A 19,819-nucleotide genomic window follows, 5' to 3' on the forward strand; every position below is an offset into this window, starting at 1 on the left:
TAAGTTTCTCCTATGTCGTTTCTCGTATTATAGATTCATACCCACAAGGTAGCTGGCAAAACCACTAATGGTGTGTCAGAAATTGATTAATACAAAGGATGACTCTTATGAAAAACTTATCAACGCTAACCAAATCAGCACTCATCGCCCTTACTATTGCAGGCGTAGGTGCAACCGCTATCGCCGCACCTGCTGCCAATACCAAAGCCGTAACTGGATCAAGTGAAGCTGTCAGCGCTATGCAAAGTAAGATCAGCTTAACGCAAGCAATCGATATAGCTAAACAGAATGCTAAAGGTGATCTGGTCAGCGCAGAATTCGATTATGACGACGATGATGATAATGGCAAGGGTGCTGTAACGGGCGAGTATGAAGTTGAGTTTGTATTAAACGGTACGGCTTACGAGGTCAAGATTGACGCCAATACTGGCAAAGTTATTGAGACTGAGCAAGAAAAACTAGATAAAGAAGACATGGCTGAATATAGCGCTATGAAGCAAGCCAAAGTTACGCTAACTAGTGCTATGCAAAAAGCCACTCAAAGCGTAAATGGTAAAGTCATCGGTGTTGAGTTCGAGCTTGAAAAAGGTCAAGCTTTGTACGATATCGAAGTTGTCAAAGACAATCAGATATATGACGTGAGTATAGACGCCAATACTGGCAAAGTTCTAAGCAGCCAAGTTGACATGGAGGATGATGGTTAAAAAGTAAGCAAAGCTAAATACTAACTCTTCATTAATGGGATGCAGTAGCCAATACCTTGATAAACAAGGTGTCAGCTATTGCTTTTTTGTATATATTGAATTTTGATATTAATATTGCCCTTTTCAAATAATTTTATAAATATTTTTTATCTTAACGCTTTCTTAACAGCTCCAAGCACATACTGATACCCAAGTGCTAACCAGTGCCCTCCTACACTGGGATCATTACAACAATAAATATATCGGTGATTGCACTTTTTCTTATTTTCACTGTAACTTTAATAATCAGCAGTAGCCAATACCTTAATCAAACTCGGTATTCGCTACTGCTTTTTATTATATGAAATTCACCTTAACGCGATCTTAACATGCACTGTAATATCATTAAGACCTGCCAGCTATTCTAATCTTAATAAATACTAAGCTATCGATATGAATAATTCCAAGACTACTGCTCCAAGCCACGAACATACAAATCTTGATTACAAAAATCAACCTGTATCTGATGATACTTTTGTAGCGGATAGTTTTGCAAATGAGGTTAAAGGTAAAAAAGGGTTAGCCCGTATTGTAAAAGCTACGGGGTATTCTATAGATGGTTTTAAAGCGGCTTATAAATTTGAAGCAGCCTTTAGACAAGTTATCTGGCTCAATCTCTTATTGTTCATGGTCATTATATTTATGCCTTTTAACGTCACTGTCAAAATGGTGCTTGTGATTGCTTCGTTCTTATCCATCATTGTGGAGCTTATTAATACGGGTATTGAAGCGAGCGTCGATCATACTTCAACGGATCATCATCCCTTCGCTAAAATAGCAAAAGATGTCGGCTCTGCTGCGCAGTTTTTAGCATTATTACTGTTGTTCGTTTTGTGGTGCATGGCGTTATCAAATCTTTTATTTTAAAAGTGCTTAGATTTTTCTCAATTTAATACATTAAGTAAGGCAAGCTCATGATTTTAGAAGATTACTCATCTAACTGGATATGGCTTAAGCTTTTTTGCTTAACGATTATTGCCACTCTAACCTTTGAGCATAGCCAATTTGATATTCGTATTAGTGAGTTTTTCTATAATAATAGTCAGTGGCTTATACAAAAAGGCGCTCAGCCTTACGCTTTTATTTTTTATGATGGTCCTAAAGCATTATTAATCTTATCGGCGATCTATTTATTAGCCGTATTAATTGTCAAATATAGACGTCCTGCAAATAAACCCTTTATCGTCAATAATAGTAAGTTCAATAAATTTATTGTGACCTTATCCGTTCGTGAGATAAGTTACTTACTTATTGTTCTTACTGTAGTGCCTTCTACTATCGCGCTATTAAAAAGCGTTACTCATGTGAGCTGTCCTAATCATCTAACGTTTTTTGGCGGGGATCTACCTTATCTTAATCTATGGCAAAGCATGCTTACTAAAACCGATGCAAAATGTTTTCCAGCAGCTCATGCCAGCGCAGGATTTTCTTTGTATGGCTTAGCATTTTTACCTACTCTTTATAAGTATCGCTATCGAATATTTGAATTGGTGACTACCTTAGGCTGGACAATGGGCCTATATAAAATGATGTTTGGTGATCATTTTTTTAGTCATACCTTAGTATCGATGTTGGTGTCTTTGACTGTAGCTTGTGCGCTGGCCAGCGTGTTTTTTAAGAGAACAGAGCATAATCATGCTTCAAATAACCATCTTCACACCAATCGCTATCAGCACTAAACCGCCCAGAGCTTCTGCCCAACTGCCGAGCCATGTTCCTGACTGGCGTCCTATATAAGCCCCTAAAACACTTAAAATAGCGGTCGTCAATGCGATGATTAAACAGGCAGCATAAGCATTAACTACCAACAGGTTTAACGTAAAGCCTGCTGCCATCGCATCGAGACTAGTCGCTATAGCCAATGACAGCAAGGTTTTATGACTTATATTGATCCGAGTATCGTCATTAACCGAACACGACTCATAAAGCATCTTAATCCCAAGAGCCACTAGTATGATAAAAGCGATCCAAGCAGCCCATTCCGCAAACCAACCGAGCATAGTAGAGCCAAGCGCATAACCAATTAGCGGCATCACCCCCTGAGCAACACCGAAGTATAATCCAATGAGTAACGCCATCTTTATAAACTGCGACTTACCATCGCTTCTATGTGTCGAGCCAAGACCGATTGCAGCCGCAAACGCATCCGCAGCGAGTGCTAACGCCAATAATAGTATCTCAAACATAATAAAACATTACTCTTTATAAGGGTTATCGAATGAGCAACAGCATTATAGCTCAAAAATATGAGTAGCTAACTGAACGCTTATTCTACGCTAAGCTTCTCCTATGTCTTATTTTGTATGATGGACTCATATCGACACCTCTGACATTTTCATTAACAAATCGTCAGTCATGAATTTCACGTACGGAGTAAATACGATGAAAAAACTATCAACCTTAACCAAATCCCTGCTTATTGCCGCGACCGTTCTAGGTATTGGTACGCTCGCTGTTGCCTCAGGCCAAATACCTGCTATTTCAGGCGCAAAGACGAGTGATGCAGTCGCAATAGCGAAGAGTAAAATCAGTCTAGAGCAAGCCGTCGCTATTGCACAAAAAAATATAACAGGTGATCTAGTAAGCGCTGAATTTGACCAAAATGATTATATGGCAGGTGGCGAGTATGAAATCGAGCTTATCAATAATGGAGTGGAGCATGAAGTAAAAGTTGATGCCAGTAGCGGTAAAGTTCTAAAATCTAAGCAGGAAAAAATGGATCAAGATGACTTAGCAGAATATAACGCTATGAGGCAAGCACAGATAACCCTAACCCAAGCCATGCAAAAAGCAACGCAAAGTGTTGGTGGCAAAATTACTGAAGCAGAGTTTGATTTTGATAACGGTATACCCGCTTACGAGATTGAAATAGCTAATGGGATGGACATACACAAACTGGTAATCGATGGCATGAATGGGCAGGTTATCAGCAGTCAGTTAGACGATGATAATTAATATTTTAAAACTTGGTTGAATATAGCTTAACAACGGCTCTACTCTGTACACTAGTATCGATTAGAGCTTTTTAGTTTAAAGACACTATAAAAGTGTCACTATAGATAAATATTTTTTAATCCTAATAGCCACACAATAAGGATATCTTATGCGAGTATTGGTAGTCGAAGATGACTTGATGATTGGCGAGAGTCTGAGTGAGGCTTTGCAAGATGAAGCTTATACGGTTGATTGGGTTAAAGACGGTCGTCAAGCCATACTGACATTAAGGGTGCAACCTTACGACATCATCTTATTAGACTTAGGTCTACCAGAGGTTGATGGTATGGGCGTGTTGACCGCTATTCGCGACGCCAAGATTGAAACACCGGTGTTGATACTCACCGCGCGTGATCAATTAAAAGACAGAATCGCAGGATTAGACTCAGGGGCTGATGATTATGTCGTCAAGCCTTTCGAGTTAGCAGAGGTTTTTGCACGCATGAGAGTGCTTATTCGCCGTGCACAAGGCAAGGCTGACAATCAAGTGACGGTTGGTAATCTCAGTCTAGATACCGCGCACAAACGGGTCATGATGGATGGTAGCCCTATCGATTTAACCGCAAAGGAGTACATGCTCATCACTACCTTTATGTTGTCACCTGAAAAAGTCATGTCCAAAAATGAGCTTGAGGATTCGTTATATGGCTGGGGCGGCGAAGTTGAAAGTAACGCCATTGAGTTTTTGATTCATAGTTTACGCAAAAAGGTCGGACAAGATAGAATCAAGAATGTCCGTGGCCTTGGATGGTATATCAGCAATGCTTAAATTCCGTAACCTCTTTAACTCATTACAGTTCCAACTTATATTTTGGTCTGTTGTGTCATTATTGCTACTAGCAATAGTGGCGGGTGGTTATGGATTTTGGTACAGCTATAACGAGATAAACGACTTTCAAGATGACAATTTAAAAAATACTGCCGCACTATTAGAGCAGTCGCTCAATATTAGCGGTTTAAATAGTAATACAGCTCATTTAGACAATGAAGAACATGCCAGCAGCAACATTCACTTTGATACCGATGATGATGATGGTGCTATCACCGTTGATATCGTCATACTTTCCAACTCACTTAATAGCAGGGTACAAGATTATCAGAACGATCCAAGCGATGACGAACATGATTACTCAGCGCCTATACCGATAGCTTTAGTAAATAGCATTCCACAAGGAATAAGCGATCAAAACATTGACGGTCATTCTTGGCGAACCTATAGAAATGATGTCAAGATTGAGTCTTTAGATACTGATGAAGAAGTGGCTCTAATTTTGCGCCAACAGACAGATTTACAGGATGATTTAGCCAAAGCTAGTGCCTTACAGTCTTTTTTACCCCTTATTATCGGTATAGCATTATTACTGCTTTTACTGCCTTTTATCATGTGGCGCATGATGAAACCTGTGCGTCAATTGCATTATGAGATAAGCGCACGTAATGAGAATGACCTAAGTCCTTTATCGATTGGTAAACTGCCCTCTGAATTGCTGCCACTAGCCGAATCGTTAAATAGATTATTGGCTATAGTCAAAATCAGTATTGAACGTCAGCAACGCTTTATCGCTGATGCTGCCCATGAACTGCGCTCGCCGCTGACTGCCATCTCACTACAATTACAACGATTACAGCGTATTAGTAATGATAACGTTATGTCGGAAGGCCTCGATAAACTGGCTATTCGCTTGAGGCGTAATCAAAGTTTGGTTGAGCAATTATTAACGCTCGCTCGTGCTGGTAATATCAATACCGAGGTTGGTACCGAGACAACAGCAGCCAATGTTAAATCTATTATCGAACAAGTCATAGGGTTACTCATTCCTATTGCTGATAATAAGAACATCGAACTAACGGTTGATATACAGTCTAATAGTAAAGTAAATATGGATGAGACATCGTTGTTGTTGCTCATCAAAAATCTGATTCAAAATGCCATTATTTACACGCCAGCTGGTGGTCAAGTCATGGTTAAACTCTATCAACTTGAGCAAAACTCAGGCAGTTTGGATAAATCGGCTTTAAATGCTCAATATAATTTTGGCTCACATGTGATTCAATCTGGAAAATTAAGTAATCTATCCAAGACACTAGATAACAAATTAGTATTACAGATCATAGATTCAGGCGCAGGCATTGACCCTAGTGATTATAAGAAAGCTTTTGAACCCTTTATACGGCTTAATCAAGTGATTAGTGCAGCTGATCAATTTAGCGACAGTAAACTTAACAATAGTATAAGCGCTTCAAGATCAGATAGCGCAAGTAAGCAATCACAGGAAATAGAAGGTACAGGACTTGGGCTCTCTATTGTTAAATCAATCTGTGAGCAGGCAGGTATCGATGTCTTTATGAAGGACTCTAATTCTGAGATTTTAAACTTACATGATAATCGAGGACTTTGTATAACTTTGATCTTTTAAACTCATACATAGAAATTTTAATAGATCTAAATAGTTGCATCTTCACACTTTCTTAACATCTCTATTGATAATTTAGTGACATCTACAACGTAACATTAAATTTGTTTACTAATAGAGTGAATCTAACCATGAATACAACCTTAAACAATCAATACTCACCCACTGCTTCTAGTAACGATCCAGTGCTAAACGCTTTGTCCAAAGTTCCGGAAGTTACCCTTCCTTTTGGATAATTAAAATCGCAGCTACTACGCTTGGTGAGACTGCGGGTGATGCTTTAACAATGTCATTAAATCTAGGATACATTGTCAGTACTGGCATTTTCGCTATTATATTTGCTATAGCAGTCGCTACCCAGATTAAAGCCAACTCATTTAATAAATGGTTGTATTGGGGCACGATTATAGCAACAACGACTTTAGGTACAACAATAGCAGACTATGTGACAAGATCACTAGGAATTGGCTATGCTGGCGGCTCAGCGCTTCTAGTAGCTTTACTTGGAATATGTCTAATGACATGGCAGAAGACGATGGGTAGTATCGCCGTCGACAGTATCAGCAAACCCAAAGCGGAAGTATTTTATTGGACGACAATTATGTTTTCGCAAACCTTAGGTACCGCACTTGGTGACTGGGTAGCAGATACAAAAGGTATGGGCTATACAACGAGTGCCATCATCTTTGGATTTTTATTAGTACTTATTGCGCTAGCTCATTTTTATACTAAGATATCTAAAACACTATTATTTTGGAGCGCTTTTGTTTTAACTCGGCCTTTAGCAGCGGTGTTAGGCGACTTTTTAGATAAGCCTATTGATCATGGCGGTCTCGCGCTAAGTCGCTTTGGAGCATCAGCAGCCTTGTTAGTGTTTATCATTGTCTGCTTATTAGTCTTCAAACAGCGGGCTAGTGCTAGAGCGCATTGATGATAATGCATCTAGTAAAGTTTACTTTATGGATTAAATGATAATTTCTTAGATGCTCATAGCTTTGTTAACGAGGGGCTGCGATTATTAGTGTGATGAATATATATGGATAATGATTAGATATAGGTAGTAGTGAAAAAGGTTGCTCACGTATTATAAAATATAGCGTTAGCGCCCTTTTTCTATTTAGCATTTTACTTAGGTGATTTGCTTAATATTGGGGTTTGAACTATTTTTTCTGTGTCAGAATAATATCGGTGTCCTGACGTGAGTTATGGATCTCAGCGCGACCTATAGTTGAGAGAGCTTGTAGCTAACTTGAGAGGGGTTTTTTACCACTCATGACCTGAAGAACAAAGCTTCCAGAGGCTGTGATCAGTAGGAAACCGTGAAAGGCTTCCATCGCGGCCATAAATCGTAGATGTCCAGTAGGCATGAGATCGCCTCGCCCAAGCGTTGTGAAGTTAACTAGCGAGAAGTAAAAGTAGTCCATAAAATTAAGGGAGCTACTATCGCTAGATGAGGACGATACGAGGTTACCGATTTCAAAGCCGTAAACAGCAATCCAAAAGCCAGCAGCGTAAAGCAAGGCCTCGAACGTGTGAGCAATTACAATTGAGCCGACTGCGACTCCAAGGCAATGTCCTATATGGCGAGACGGCGTCACAAACTGTGACGAGAGTTTTAATGCGCCGTAATGTATTGCTGTGCAGACAGCGATCAGAATTGCTGCCATTATAATTGCCAGAATCACTTTTTATCCTTTTTGAGGAAGGAACGACATTAAAGGAAGATTACCCTATTTATTTTAACTAATCCTGTATAATTTTTTCACTATAGCTAACGACTACGCATAAGCACTAGAGTCTATTCAGATAGGTCATTACGCAGTCATTTGAATCAGTCAGCATATGTAGTAACAATCCTAGACCAATTATTCTATAGGGCTTTGGTAGAAATAGCATAGCCGCATAAACTGCCACTGCATAGTAAGTATGTAATGGATGAAAATTAATACTACAGCGATCAGGTAAGAAAACAGGTGTTGCTAGCAAGTGATCTAAATCTACCAGCATGGTTGCTAAAAGAATCAAATATACTCGTTTGTAATCATCACGAAAAAAAGTATAGGCAATAATCAACGGCATGCCAAAATGCAGGAAGTAGTGGATAACGGTTTGGATCATCATCTTTCCAATTCAGCATGATGTTTTATTGATAAGTTGGTATGCAGAATAATTAAACTAGTAAACGTTACTTAAGAAGCCAAAGCTACATGTTCATGCTATGTTCAGACTTGAAAAACAGGCGCAAAGCCACCCCCTGGTGTGCGAAAGTTAGTCGCTTGGCCTTGATAGATACGCCCAGCAGTTAGTAGCAGCTGTCCTGCATAGGTATAAAGACGTATATCTACCTTTCTAGTCGTCACCACATCATCAATCTTTATTGATCGCTCTGTAGCAGGGATAAAGGTCTGCGCAATATAGCTTTCATCTAAAATAGTCTCGAATACGCGGCGGGTAATCTTGCTGCCACGGTAAACGCCCTTACTACCATAACCAGCTACTGGCTTAAAAAACAATTGTCTCCGAGTACGCCATAATTCTGCTGCATCCTCTTTTGTAACCATTCTGGTAGTTGGTACTGACTTTTTTAGATATTCTGCATCATCATCACCTAATCCCCACGACTGCAAAGTTTGCGTATCGGATAGTAAAGTCAGGTTGCGCTTATTAGCGAATATAGCATGGGCATGCGGATTGGGGGTTACTACTACCGCACCCTCTAAATAGGCACTTTTAAGCACGGCGTGGTTGGGGTTTTCAAAGGCGAAATCGACTAACCGATTATAGATCATATCAATGGGCTTGCTATGAGCTGTCAGTACACCATCAGCATAGTTAAGCTCAGACGGATCGAGTATAACGGTATCAATGCCTTTAGCTTGAAGTAGTTGGCAGGCCAGCTGAAACTCCAAATACATGAACTGGCTTTTGGGCTCATTATCCACAATAGCAATGCGATTGGGCATGCTAGTTGCCGATTGTCGCTGCCATTCTTGTATGAACATATTAGCGACCGCTTCTTCAAACCCATCAAGCATTTTAGTAGTAGCAACACTTTGCTCTGAGGGGCGACAGCAGTGTTTTTGTGCGCGGGCAAGTGCTACGTTTAAAAATGCGCCTCCAGCATTGGTATTGATCTCAATAAGCTTGGGGTCATCGCTCCCTAAGTGAAAGTCATAACCCATAAAGGCCCCTATTGGCCCCGGATCGAAAGCCGCGATATTGGGTGCCCACGACAGTACTTGCTGTTGATATGACGGTAGTCTAGCAGTCGACTCAATAGCTGCGATGATTCGCACCATTGCTTCTATCTCTGTCTTAGGGACAAACACCGGTGTCGCTGAAAACAGCTTATTAAGCTCATTGGCTCCTAGTGGATTATCTCTTGTGTTTACTAATTGATCTTGCAGGCTGTTATTAAGCGCTTTACGATCTAAAGTACGGCAATAGCACTCTTGATTAAGCTGATTTGCCAGATTATCATTCGTTTTGTTTTTATTATTAATTAGGGATTCCATTTAAATCTCATTACTAAGTTGAATGTACTGATAGGGTTTAGGGGACAGCCAAAATAAAAAAAGTGTCTTAAATGTTTAAGATAAGGTTATTTTTATAGTTACTTTACGAAATAGTCATTTTGCAAGATACTTAATTTGCAATATATCTAGTTTATAAATTAGCTACTTTGCAAGGTTATACGGTTTTACGCTCTTCTTTAATGAGTACTTTCGCTAAAAACAAACCTAACTCGAACAGTAGCCACATTGGAATCGCGAGCAATAGCATTGACACCCCATCGGGCGGTGTGACTATCGCTGACACAGCAAAACAACCGACGATGATATATCGGCGCTTACTCTCTAGACTCTGAGTGGATATTATACCGACCATTATCAATAATAAAGTAACCACTGGAATCTCAAAAGTGAGTCCAAATACCATAAATAACTTTAGCGCAAAGCTTAAATAACTGTCGATATCGGTCATAGGTATAACGTTTTGCGGAGCGAATAAAATAAAGAACTTCAATACGCCTTTGAGTACCACAAAGTAGGCAAAAGCGACACCAGAATAAAATAGGAATATCGAAGATATCAGCACTGGAATAGTGATTTTTTTCTCTTTTTTATATAATCCAGGCGCTATAAATGACCAAATTTGATACAGAATATACGGCATCACTACAAAGGCAGCAACGAAAATCGTCAAGCGAATAGGTGCCATAAAGTTCGAGGTAATATCAGTAGCAATCATAGTCGAATTCGCAGGCAGCTGCGCAACCAGAGGGTCTGATAAAAGATTGTAGAGCTCACGCGAAAACCCTACCAATGCTAAGAAGACGATCAAAACGGCTACGCATATTTTGATGAGATGCTTGCGTAATTCAATCAAATGCTCAGTAATAGGCATGTCGCTAAGCGCATTCAGCACATTATCAGTCTCAACATTATGGGTAGCATCTGACGCCTTAGCATCTGTATTTGCTAACTTTCTTTGGCGACTTTTTTGGCGCTTAAATAAGCTCATTTATCCCCCTTCTCTATAGCTGAAGAAGAGGAAGTATCTGGCTGATGATTTTGCTGCTGAGGAGTGTTTGACTGATAGGAAGTATCTAAGCTTTGGTTTTGCGAGTTTTCAAACTTATCCATACTACCGCGCATCTCGGCTAACTCACGCCGCATGTCTGTCTCAGTCTGACGAATCTTTGCCAGCTCATCTTGCATCTGTTTTCGTGTCTCAGCCAAATCAAGCTCAGACTCTATATCAGACTGTAAGGTTGAAATCGTGCGACGCAATTTGGCATACCATTGCCCAGCGGTACGTGCAGCTTGTGGTAGTTTTTCTGGGCCCAAGACAATTAAAGCGATGACTCCAAATAACAGTAATTCGGAAAATCCAATATCAAACATAATGGGCAAATATATTAGTTAGTAGATTATTAAATACGGTTAGCGAAATACCTCAAGCTCTACACTTTGTTGTTATCATCAGCGATAACAGGCCTAACTTCTAAATCATCAGCCTGAGTGCTGCCCCTAGTATTTAGGCTATTAGTATCTAGGTTATTAGTACTTAAGCTGTTAGTATTTAAATCATTATTTACAGTTGAAGTAGTGGCTTCATGGCTAAGTGCTCGATTCTTGCAGGCATGTTCAGTTTCTTCATCTTTGACCGCTTCTTTAAAGCCCTTTACCGCACCGCCTAAATCTTTACCCGCATTTTTAAGCTTGGCAGTACCAAACACCACTACTACGACTACTAATAAAATCAGCCAATGCGTAATAGAAAAGCTACCCATAATATTATCCTTATTCCTAGTTTTTAAAATGCTCTATACTCGTCGTTGTGCTTTAGCTTTAGTGGTCAATTTATAACATTTACATTACAAATCTAGCCGACGTAATCTAAGCGCATTACCAATCACCGATACTGACGATAAGCTCATCGCCGCTGCTGCTATCATCGGGCTTAGTAGTAAACCAAAGGCAGGATAAAGCACACCTGCAGCTATCGGTACGCCAATAGCGTTATAGATAAAGGCAAAGAACAAATTCTGTCTAATATTACGCATGGTTGAATGGCTGAGCTTATAGGCTTTGGCAATGCCCATCAGATCGCCTTTAACCAAAGTAATGCTGGCGCTTTCCATCGCCACATCGGTCCCAGTACCCATAGCGATACCGACATTAGCCTGTGCTAGCGCTGGTGCGTCATTGATGCCATCGCCTGCCATAGCGACCAATTTACCGCTATCTTGCATCTCTTTGACAATACGGTTTTTATCTTCTGGTGACACATCGGCATGGACTTCATCAATGCCTAATTTATTAGCGACTGCTTGTGCAGTTTTTTCATTATCACCCGTTAGCATGACAACTTTTAGACCCGCGTCATGTAGCAGTTTTATGGCATCGGCAGTGCTGGGTTTGATGGGATCAGCAACTGATATTATCCCAGCAGCCCTACCGTCTATAGCGACAAACATCACCGTTTCGCCATCTTTTCGACGAATATCAGCTTTGCTTAATAATTCACTATCGAAACTGTTTAAGCTTTGCATTAGTTTTGAGTTACCAATAGCGACTTGTTTGCCATTAACTGTAGCTTGTACGCCTTCACCCGTTGTTGAATTAAAGTCAGTAGCTTTGGGAATAATAAGTGCTTTGTCCTCAGCCGCTCTAACGATAGCTTCTGCTAAAGGGTGTTCGCTAGCAGTCTCTACTGCGGCTACTAAGGCCAAAAACTCATCTTTATCCTGCCCTGCCAGCGCGTCGATCGCGGTCAGCTCAGGCTTACCAGCCGTCAGCGTTCCTGTTTTATCAACGACGATAGTATCGACTTTTTCCATACTCTCAAGCGCTTCAGCATTTTTGATAAGGACGCCATTTTGCGCGCCTTTGCCAGTGCCAACCATAATGGACATGGGCGTCGCCAATCCAAGCGCACAAGGGCAAGCTATAATGAGTACCGCGATAGCGTTAACTATCGCGAACGCCATCGCGGGAGTGGGTCCAAAAATTGCCCAAACGATAAAGGTTATAACTGAACAGATAAGTACAATCGGCACAAACCAACCCGCTACTTGGTCGACTATTTTTTGTATTGGCGCACGGCTACGCTGAGCTTCAGCGACCATTTGTACGATTTTGGATAATACGGTATCGTCGCCGACATTGACCGCTTCGATTAATAAAGTGCCCGTACCATTAACAGTACCACCAGTAACCGGATCGCCAGTCACTTTAGCAACAGCAAGCGGCTCACCCGTGACCATCGACTCATCAACATTACTACTACCCTCGATGACGGTGCCATCTACGGGTAATTTTTCGCCGGGTTTGACGCGCAGTTTATCGCCACTGACCACTTCTTCTAAAGGAACTTCTACCTCAGCGCCGTTTTTATCCACTCGCCTCGCGGTTGGCGGAGCCAGCTCAAGTAACGCTCGAATCGCGCCTGAAGTTTGACTTCTGGCTTTTAACTCCAACACTTGGCCTAACAGCACTAAAGTAGTGATAACTGCGGCAGCTTCATAATAAACCCCAACTTGACCCGCCGAGTCTCTAAAGCTATTGGGGAAAATATCAGGAAAGAAAGTTGCCACAATACTAAATCCATAAGCGGCGCCAACACCTATGGCAATTAAAGTGAACATATTAAGGTTGCGGCTTTTTATCGACTGCCAACCGCGCACGAAGAATGGCGCTGCGCCCCAAACGACAACAGGAGTTGCGAGCGCCAGTTGTATCCACTGCGCTACTTGTGATGAGATATCATACTCACCGATAGTGTGCAGATTAATCCCAACCATATCGCTCATGGCATACAAGAATAGTGGGATAGTCAAAACCGTACAGATCCAGAACCGACGTATCATATCATCGAGCTCTGAGGTATCCTCTTCACCGACAGTAATCGTTTCGGGCTCTAACCCCATACCGCAAATCGGACAGCCACTATTCTCAACGTCTCTGACTTCAGGATGCATAGGACAGGTATAGACCGTACCATCATAATTAGCGGGTACTTTATCGTATTTGCCGCCTTTGACTGATTTTACTTCGCCGCTTTTAGTATGATTTCCATGACAATGCGCATGAATGTCTTCATTGTTGCTTGCTTGATCATCTCTTAAACCAGCGACCTCATTTTCAGGTTTAAGAAACATACCGCATATTGGACAGTCGCTTTTTTCAGTATCTCTAACCTCGGAGTGCATAGGACAAATGTAAATCGTACCATCATAATCTGCTGGCACTTTATTGTAATTGCTGCCCTCGATGACTTTTGCTTCGGCGTTGCTGTTATTAGTTGAATTGGCGCTGTGACCCTGTGTATGGTTGTCTTTATCATCGCTTGAGTTAGCTACTTCGTCTTCATGTTTAAGAAACATGCCGCATATCGGACAATCACTAGCTTCAACATCACGAACCTCAGGATGCATGGGGCAGATATAGACTGTACCTTGATAATTTTTGGGTACTTTGTCGTACTGACCATCTTTTACAGATTTTGACATCGTCTATTACTCCCTTACTTTTAACTTCTAACTTTAATATTTAATGATTATTATTATGTTAGTGTTAACAGATTAATTATTGACAACTAAGTATAGGATTTAAGCAACTATCAAAACTTAATTTGGTTTACGCAAATACTTAAAAAGAGCCATAACAGCTAATACTAATAGAGCGAGAAACAATAGCGCGATGACGACGCAGATAATCATCATGCCCTAACCCATACCCTGCATCATTGATCCATTCATCATGCCATGCATCACAAGAATTACTCCTTACTTTTTAGTACTTACTCCAAGTCATCAATCAGCTGCTGCATTTCACCGATTTCACGTCTTTGGGCTTCGATAATTTCATCAGCCAATTGACGTACACGTGGGTCTTCAATATCAGCACGCTCACTAGTTAAGATAGCAATAGAGTGATGCGGAATCATCGCTTGCATCCAGTCAACTTGGTCGACCGTTTGTTGCGAGCGTACACCCCAAAGACCAAAGGCAAATAAAACTACGCTAACCCCATAAACCATCAAGTTTATTTTGGTCTTTTTATACATATTAGTCATAAAGGCGAGCATAATTATGGCCATTACAGCACCCATGTATAGAGCCATATAGGCGCGGGTTTCACTAAAGTAGATGTGATCCCACTGATACGTATTGAAATACATCATGATAAACATCACCACTGTGGATGTTAAAATCATTAGGGTAAATTTCACATATGGATTCATCTGATTTTTGTTGTTATTCATATTATCCCCCTATAAAAATATGTTATTAATTCCTTTATCAATTCACAATGTACAATCTTAGAACCAAAACATCACACCAGCAGTCAGACTATTAGAATCAACGTCTTCGTCCTCTTGACGACGTAAGTCTCGCGCATCACCCAAGGCGCTCTCGTAGCTGAAACCAACATAAGGCGCTAGCTGACGACTGAATGTCTCATAAGCCAGCCTAACTTCAGCTTCAAACTCATTAAATCCTTTAGTAATACCGTTATCGGTATCATCTTTACTAAAGGCAGTCAGCTCCAGCTCTGGTCTGACCACCCAACGCTGATCTAAGCGCCACTCGTACGCTGCCCCAAGATCAAGCTGGACTTGACCATCAGTATATAGATAAGCTCTTGCGTCAGTCTCAACGAAGTACGGCGCCGTACCAGCAATGCCTGCCATGATTGCGGACTTATCGTTTTCAGTATTATAAGCAATACCCGCTTCTCCATTCCAGAAGATACCGAGCGGCTTCCAATAAGCGAGTGAGCTTAGACTATCGATCTCTTTATCATCGTTAGTTTGAGCACTACCTTCACTGCGTAGAGTGACACGATTACTATCAGTACCGTACCAGCCTTCAGCTTCAAAATCGATTTGGTCATTCTCAAACTGATAGCCCAAAGTTTCTACTGACACACCCCATAACGGTAAGCTACCCATCATTACCGGTTTACCATACTGTCCATAGTCAACACCATTTGAGTAGTCGGGACTACGAGCATTAGGAGGTGCTTCGCCGCCTTGCATTCCAGACATATCCATATTCATACTGCTATGATCCATACCTGACATGTCCATGCCACTATGATCCATACTCGACATATCCATATCTGACATATCCATGCCACTGTGATCCATGTTCGACATGTCCATATTCGACATATCCATGCCACTATGATCCATATTCGACATGTCCATATCTGACATATCCATGCCACTGTGATCCATGTTCGACATGTCCATATTCGACATATCCATGCCACTATGATCCATACTCGACATATCCATATCTGACATATCCATGCCACTGTGATCCATGTTCGACATGTCCATATTCGACATATCCATGCCACTATGATCCATATTCGACATGTCCATATCTGACATATCCATGCCACTGTGATCCATGTTCGACATGTCCATATTCGACATATCCATGTTGCCGTGATCCATATTCGACATCTCAGCAGCGTTTGCTACAGGTGACAGTAATAACAGCAAAGATGATATGCCAATAAACGGTAGACCTACTTTATACATTTTCATAATAAGGCTCATATTTAAAGGGTTAAATGACGGCAACTTCTCGAAACATGCCCGCTTCCATGTGATACAGCAGATGGCAATGCCAAGCCCAGCGCCCCGCCTCACCTGTGACATCGAAACTAATCTTTTGCGCTGGCTGCACCATTATCGTATGTTTGCGAACTTGAAAATCGCCATCAGGCGCGCGCAAATCGCTCCACATACCATGCAGATGCATAGGGTGGTTCATCATAGTGTCATTGACTAAGGTAATACGCACACGCTCGCCCGGTTTGATATTAACAGGCGGTGCGTCCTTAAACATAATACCGTCTAACGCCCAGATATAGCGCTCCATATTACCTGTCAGATGTATTTCAATCTCTCTGGTAGGTTTGCGCTGCTCGGCCATTATTTCATTGCCAACAGAATGCAGTTGGTTATAAGTTAAAACCTTACGATTAATATCACGCAAATTAATACCCGGATCATCGAGATTCATCCGTGGACTATCGACGCGCATATCTGTCTTAAAGTCATATTCGGTCTTAGCATGACGGGAATCATAGCCATTAGCACCCATAGCCCCCATCATATCGGACATAGTTAGCCACTCAACATCATCCATAGCAGGTATGGCAGCGCGAGCGCCTCTTTTAGTGGCAAGCGTGGTTGCGACAAAGCCGGTGCGATCGATGTTTTGGGCAAATATGGTATGCGCGTCACGGGTTGGGGTGACGATGACGTCATAAGTCTCAGCCACACCGATGCGAAAATCATCGACATCAACGGGCGCGACATCATTACCATCGGTGCCGACCACTTTTATTTTGAGCCCTGGAATGCGCACATCAAATATGGTCTGCGCGGAGCCATTGATAAAGCGTAGTTTGACCGGCTGACCGGCTTTGACCAATTGCGACCAGTTAGCCGCTGTCGTTTTACCATTCATAAGATAAGTAAACGTGGTCTCACCAGATAAATCAGTAAAATCAGTCGGCATCATGCGCATCTGGTTCCACATTTTACGCTTATCATAAGCGGCTTCTAAATCCGTTGCTGCAATATCAGATAACAGTTTTTTAAAATCTGGCAAATGGTAATTATCAAAGTCAGCACGCTGCTTAAGCAGTTTTAGCAGATTATGCGGATCGCGATGCGTCCAATCACTAAGCAGGATAACGTGATCTTCCTCGATAGGGTAGCGTTCGCGCCCTTTAGGTTCAATCACAATAGCCCCCCGCATACCGGTCTGCTCTTGGAAGCCAGTATGCGAGTGATACCAATAAGTGCCTGACTGTGTCAGTTTAAATTTGTACGTGAAGGTGCTACCCGCAGGAATACCATCAAAGCTGATACCCGGTACGCCATCCATCTCAAACGGCACTAAGAGGCCATGCCAGTGAATAGAGGTCGACTCATTCAGCTGATTATGGACTCGAATGGTGACCGTATCGCCTTCTTGCATCTTAAGCGTTGGTGCAGGCAGTGAGTCATTTATCAGCGTTGCCATGCTTGACTTGCCGTTGACCGTTATCATCTTCTCACTGACATAAAGATCAAATTCATTACCCGTTAGTATAGGTACAATGTGATCGGCTCTATCACTATTGACTACAACATTTTGGCTTTTAGTTAAAGCACTATTAGCCATCGTCGGTAGTGTGGATAGCATCGACGCGCCTAGCAAGGTGGATGACCCTGTCAAAAAACGCCTGCGGTTAAATCTGTTTTTATTCATAATATTGACCTAAGTTAATCCATGAAATGAGAGTTGAACTTATATATCTGATAACTTATTAATAGAACTACATCTGCTGCGCTGGCGACTCAATAGCCGCATACACTTGAGTGCTGCCATCCTTGTTCAATTGCATGACTTTATAGGGCATAAATTTATCTTGATATTCCATGCCCGGACTACCAACTGGCATACTCGGTACCGCAAGACCGATGGAATCAGTTGGCGGATTCGCTAGAAACTGTGCCATGTATTTGGCAGGAACGTGACCTTCAAAAACATAACCATTAGTAGTGACGGTGGTATGACAAGAGCGCATTTGCTGCGGGACACCGTAACGCTCTTTAAATAAAGATAAATCTGTAACGTCTTGCGCAGTTGCGCTTAGACCATGACCTTCGGCATAGCCTACCCATTCTTTGCAGCAGCCACAATTAGCATCTTTGTAAACTGTAGCCGAGACGTTTTGTAGAATTGTCGACCCAGTACCTGAATTAGCACTGACAGACATCATTTGCGGTTGTGGTTGCTCTATTTGAGCACTTTTGGTGGCAAACGCTGGCTCAGTTTGAGTAGAATTTGAAACACTAGTATCGGGCTGACTACAAGCCATTACTGTTGACGTTGCTACTAGTAAAAGAGCAGAAGCTGATACCTTTTTATGTCCATTGCCCATTATATTTATATAGCGTCTCATAACTTACTCCTAAGCGTCTGCTTATCTGTTGAACCTTCTAAAGATTTATACTCTATAACTAAGTGTAGTATAGGCAAAGTTTAAATCCCAAAAGGCAGCACTATTTAGCACTGCGCTTTTATAAAGGAATATGGAAGAATTAATGCTGCATTCCAGCTCCACCTTCTGACATATCCATCATGTCGCTATTCAGTGACATATCCATCATGTCATCATCCAGTCTAGTGGTTAGCATGGTATACTGATTCTCATTTAACTCAGGTAGTGATCTAATAAAAGCGACCATTGCCCACATTCTATCGTCGTCATGAGAAGCACCCCATGCTGGCATGCCTGATGCCATAATACCGTGCTTAATCGCCCAAAAACTTTGCTGAGCTCCTGCATCCGTTTTATAACGATCAACTACTTGCGCATTAGTGAAATTAGGTGGCTTAGGGTATAGGCTCTCACTAAAATCAGTGCTCTCTACCCCAGGAGACAAATGGCAGCCTGCGCACATATCTTTGTAATCGGCACCGCCTGAGCTAATCATCTCTACTTTTTCTAAATCTGGAACAATAATGTCCTTGCTAGCGTAGGCTATTGAACGGGTGCGAGCCGTCTCCAAGAAATTATAAACCAATGGACTATGTCCTTGATCAGCGCCAATATTAATGACACCACTCATAACCACAGTAAAGACACCAACAATAGCGACCACGACAGTGAAAAGTACTCCTAGTAAAAACTTCATGGGTTTATCCTAAAATCCATTTTCTTTAATACCCTACTCTTAGCGTCTACAAATATTTCCTACAAACCCTTATTACTGATTGATGAAACTATCTAGCAGTAATAAAGGATTTATAAAATCAATGTTTAAGAGTCACTTTTATCTGTTACGCAGTGCTTTTGATACATTTGTTTCATTTTACCCATGTTAGCCATCATTGATTTCATAGCGGGATCGTTCATATCCATTTTGCTATGATCCATTTTTTGCATCATTTGCATATGCTTTTGCATTTTTTCACAGTTCATCTGATCTTTTTCAGCGTGCATTTTAGGATCATGTGCTAGAGCTGAGGTTGAAACGACTAGAGCGACGGCAGTGGCTACGATTGCTTTAGGTAAAGACTTTGATTTAAAGAGTGACATGGTTAATCCTTAATTGATTTAGTTGAGGGTACATAAAGCTTTA

At 41.4% G+C, this 19,819-nt stretch carries 19 protein-coding genes and 2 pseudogenes; 7 read left to right on the plus strand and 14 right to left on the minus strand.

Annotated features, from left to right (window positions below; all coding sequences use genetic code 11):
- Positions 1–107: 107 nt before the first annotated feature.
- The 3 genes from JFC06_RS04330 to JFC06_RS04340 all read left to right on the plus strand — a co-directional run bounded on the left by JFC06_RS04330 (position 108) and on the right by JFC06_RS04340 (position 2,422).
- Positions 108–704, plus strand: coding sequence for a PepSY domain-containing protein (locus JFC06_RS04330; RefSeq protein WP_198334091.1), 597 nt, complete (start codon positions 108–110; stop codon positions 702–704).
- A 432-nt stretch (positions 705–1,136) separates the two neighbouring features.
- Entirely contained in the window at positions 1,137–1,610 is a 474-nt protein-coding gene (locus JFC06_RS04335) for a diacylglycerol kinase (protein ID WP_198334092.1), read from the plus strand.
- A 47-nt stretch (positions 1,611–1,657) separates the two neighbouring features.
- A complete protein-coding gene (locus JFC06_RS04340) occupies positions 1,658–2,422 on the plus strand; it encodes a PAP2 family lipid A phosphatase (protein ID WP_198334093.1) in 765 nt (254 codons plus the stop codon).
- Here the strand turns inward: JFC06_RS04340 and JFC06_RS04345 are convergent.
- Complete coding sequence (locus JFC06_RS04345; RefSeq protein WP_198334094.1) at positions 2,384–2,929, minus strand: manganese efflux pump MntP; 546 nt, start codon at positions 2,927–2,929, stop codon at positions 2,384–2,386. The two genes, JFC06_RS04340 and JFC06_RS04345, sit on opposite strands and share 39 nt — an antisense overlap.
- Before the next feature lie 196 nt (positions 2,930–3,125).
- On the opposite strand from JFC06_RS04345, the gene JFC06_RS04350 reads away from it, so the two are divergent.
- The 4 genes and pseudogenes from JFC06_RS04350 (at position 3,126) to JFC06_RS04365 (ending at position 7,082) form a co-directional block, all read left to right on the plus strand.
- Positions 3,126–3,698 carry a PepSY domain-containing protein gene (locus JFC06_RS04350; protein ID WP_198334095.1) on the plus strand — a complete coding sequence of 191 codons (573 nt, stop codon included), beginning with the start codon at positions 3,126–3,128 and terminating at the stop codon, positions 3,696–3,698.
- A 148-nt stretch (positions 3,699–3,846) separates the two neighbouring features.
- Positions 3,847–4,506, plus strand: a complete 660-nt coding sequence (locus JFC06_RS04355; RefSeq protein ID WP_198334096.1) for a response regulator — start codon at positions 3,847–3,849, stop codon at positions 4,504–4,506.
- Between the two features lie 52 nt (positions 4,507–4,558).
- Positions 4,559–6,154, plus strand: coding sequence for a sensor histidine kinase (locus JFC06_RS04360; RefSeq protein WP_198334097.1), 1,596 nt, complete (start codon positions 4,559–4,561; stop codon positions 6,152–6,154).
- A 128-nt stretch (positions 6,155–6,282) separates the two neighbouring features.
- Positions 6,283–7,082, plus strand: a pseudogene (locus JFC06_RS04365) (COG4705 family protein).
- A gap of 313 nt (positions 7,083–7,395) precedes the next feature.
- Here the strand turns inward: JFC06_RS04365 and JFC06_RS04370 are convergent.
- From JFC06_RS04370 to JFC06_RS04425, 13 genes and pseudogenes are all read right to left on the minus strand, one after another.
- Positions 7,396–7,818: an ion channel gene (locus tag JFC06_RS04370; protein ID WP_198334098.1), complete on the minus strand. Its 423-nt coding sequence runs from the start codon at positions 7,816–7,818 to the stop codon at positions 7,396–7,398.
- 124 nt (positions 7,819–7,942) lie between these two features.
- Positions 7,943–8,272, minus strand: a complete 330-nt coding sequence (locus tag JFC06_RS12255) for a DUF6122 family protein (protein WP_227697515.1) — start codon at positions 8,270–8,272, stop codon at positions 7,943–7,945.
- 101 nt (positions 8,273–8,373) lie between these two features.
- The gene (locus JFC06_RS04375; protein WP_071001775.1) at positions 8,374–9,666 is read right to left on the minus strand and encodes an ATP-grasp domain-containing protein; all 1,293 of its coding nucleotides are present in this window, start codon (positions 9,664–9,666) and stop codon (positions 8,374–8,376) included.
- A 175-nt stretch (positions 9,667–9,841) separates the two neighbouring features.
- Positions 9,842–10,675, minus strand: a complete 834-nt coding sequence (tatC, locus tag JFC06_RS04380; protein WP_198334099.1) for a twin-arginine translocase subunit TatC — start codon at positions 10,673–10,675, stop codon at positions 9,842–9,844.
- Positions 10,672–11,058 carry a Sec-independent protein translocase protein TatB gene (gene tatB, locus JFC06_RS04385; RefSeq protein ID WP_192992010.1) on the minus strand — a complete coding sequence of 129 codons (387 nt, stop codon included), beginning with the start codon at positions 11,056–11,058 and terminating at the stop codon, positions 10,672–10,674. The genes tatC and tatB overlap by 4 nt, the downstream gene beginning before the upstream one ends.
- 227 nt (positions 11,059–11,285) lie before the next feature.
- A pseudogene (gene tatA, locus JFC06_RS04390) lies at positions 11,286–11,447 on the minus strand (Sec-independent protein translocase subunit TatA); the annotation flags it as partial.
- An 84-nt stretch (positions 11,448–11,531) separates the two neighbouring features.
- Positions 11,532–14,168, minus strand: coding sequence for a copper-transporting P-type ATPase (locus JFC06_RS04395; RefSeq protein WP_198334101.1), 2,637 nt, complete (start codon positions 14,166–14,168; stop codon positions 11,532–11,534).
- A gap of 290 nt (positions 14,169–14,458) precedes the next feature.
- A complete protein-coding gene (locus JFC06_RS04400; protein ID WP_226945083.1) occupies positions 14,459–14,923 on the minus strand; it encodes a DUF305 domain-containing protein in 465 nt (154 codons plus the stop codon).
- Between the two features lie 57 nt (positions 14,924–14,980).
- Complete coding sequence (locus tag JFC06_RS04405) at positions 14,981–16,219, minus strand: copper resistance protein B (RefSeq protein ID WP_198334102.1); 1,239 nt, start codon at positions 16,217–16,219, stop codon at positions 14,981–14,983.
- Between the two features lie 22 nt (positions 16,220–16,241).
- Positions 16,242–17,939, minus strand: coding sequence for a copper resistance system multicopper oxidase (locus JFC06_RS04410; RefSeq protein WP_198334103.1), 1,698 nt, complete (start codon positions 17,937–17,939; stop codon positions 16,242–16,244).
- A gap of 67 nt (positions 17,940–18,006) precedes the next feature.
- The gene (locus JFC06_RS04415; RefSeq protein WP_071001781.1) at positions 18,007–18,636 is read right to left on the minus strand and encodes a DUF411 domain-containing protein; all 630 of its coding nucleotides are present in this window, start codon (positions 18,634–18,636) and stop codon (positions 18,007–18,009) included.
- A gap of 139 nt (positions 18,637–18,775) precedes the next feature.
- The gene (locus JFC06_RS04420) at positions 18,776–19,372 is read right to left on the minus strand and encodes a c-type cytochrome (protein WP_025645677.1); all 597 of its coding nucleotides are present in this window, start codon (positions 19,370–19,372) and stop codon (positions 18,776–18,778) included.
- A gap of 125 nt (positions 19,373–19,497) precedes the next feature.
- Entirely contained in the window at positions 19,498–19,776 is a 279-nt protein-coding gene (locus JFC06_RS04425) for a hypothetical protein (protein ID WP_198334104.1), read from the minus strand.
- Positions 19,777–19,819: the final 43 nt, after the last annotated feature.

This window comes from Psychrobacter namhaensis, assembly GCF_016107545.1.
Classification (GTDB): Bacteria; Pseudomonadota; Gammaproteobacteria; order Pseudomonadales; family Moraxellaceae; genus Psychrobacter; species Psychrobacter namhaensis.

Coding starts and splice junctions, on each gene's coding strand:
- JFC06_RS04330 (WP_198334091.1), top strand. CDS start 108: ATGAAAAACTTATCAACGCTAACCAAATCAGCACTCATCGCCCTTACT.
- JFC06_RS04335 (WP_198334092.1), top strand. CDS start 1,137: ATGAATAATTCCAAGACTACTGCTCCAAGCCACGAACATACAAATCTT.
- JFC06_RS04340 (WP_198334093.1), top strand. CDS start 1,658: ATGATTTTAGAAGATTACTCATCTAACTGGATATGGCTTAAGCTTTTT.
- JFC06_RS04345 (WP_198334094.1), bottom strand. CDS start 2,929: ATGTTTGAGATACTATTATTGGCGTTAGCACTCGCTGCGGATGCGTTT.
- JFC06_RS04350 (WP_198334095.1), top strand. CDS start 3,126: ATGAAAAAACTATCAACCTTAACCAAATCCCTGCTTATTGCCGCGACC.
- JFC06_RS04355 (WP_198334096.1), top strand. CDS start 3,847: ATGCGAGTATTGGTAGTCGAAGATGACTTGATGATTGGCGAGAGTCTG.
- JFC06_RS04370 (WP_198334098.1), bottom strand. CDS start 7,818: ATGGCAGCAATTCTGATCGCTGTCTGCACAGCAATACATTACGGCGCA.
- JFC06_RS12255 (WP_227697515.1), bottom strand. CDS start 8,272: ATGATGATCCAAACCGTTATCCACTACTTCCTGCATTTTGGCATGCCG.
- JFC06_RS04375 (WP_071001775.1), bottom strand. CDS start 9,666: ATGGAATCCCTAATTAATAATAAAAACAAAACGAATGATAATCTGGCA.
- tatC (WP_198334099.1), bottom strand. CDS start 10,675: ATGAGCTTATTTAAGCGCCAAAAAAGTCGCCAAAGAAAGTTAGCAAAT.
- tatB (WP_192992010.1), bottom strand. CDS start 11,058: ATGTTTGATATTGGATTTTCCGAATTACTGTTATTTGGAGTCATCGCT.
- JFC06_RS04395 (WP_198334101.1), bottom strand. CDS start 14,168: ATGTCAAAATCTGTAAAAGATGGTCAGTACGACAAAGTACCCAAAAAT.
- JFC06_RS04400 (WP_226945083.1), bottom strand. CDS start 14,923: ATGAATAACAACAAAAATCAGATGAATCCATATGTGAAATTTACCCTA.
- JFC06_RS04405 (WP_198334102.1), bottom strand. CDS start 16,219: ATGAAAATGTATAAAGTAGGTCTACCGTTTATTGGCATATCATCTTTG.
- JFC06_RS04410 (WP_198334103.1), bottom strand. CDS start 17,939: ATGAATAAAAACAGATTTAACCGCAGGCGTTTTTTGACAGGGTCATCC.
- JFC06_RS04415 (WP_071001781.1), bottom strand. CDS start 18,636: ATGAGACGCTATATAAATATAATGGGCAATGGACATAAAAAGGTATCA.
- JFC06_RS04420 (WP_025645677.1), bottom strand. CDS start 19,372: ATGAAGTTTTTACTAGGAGTACTTTTCACTGTCGTGGTCGCTATTGTT.
- JFC06_RS04425 (WP_198334104.1), bottom strand. CDS start 19,776: ATGTCACTCTTTAAATCAAAGTCTTTACCTAAAGCAATCGTAGCCACT.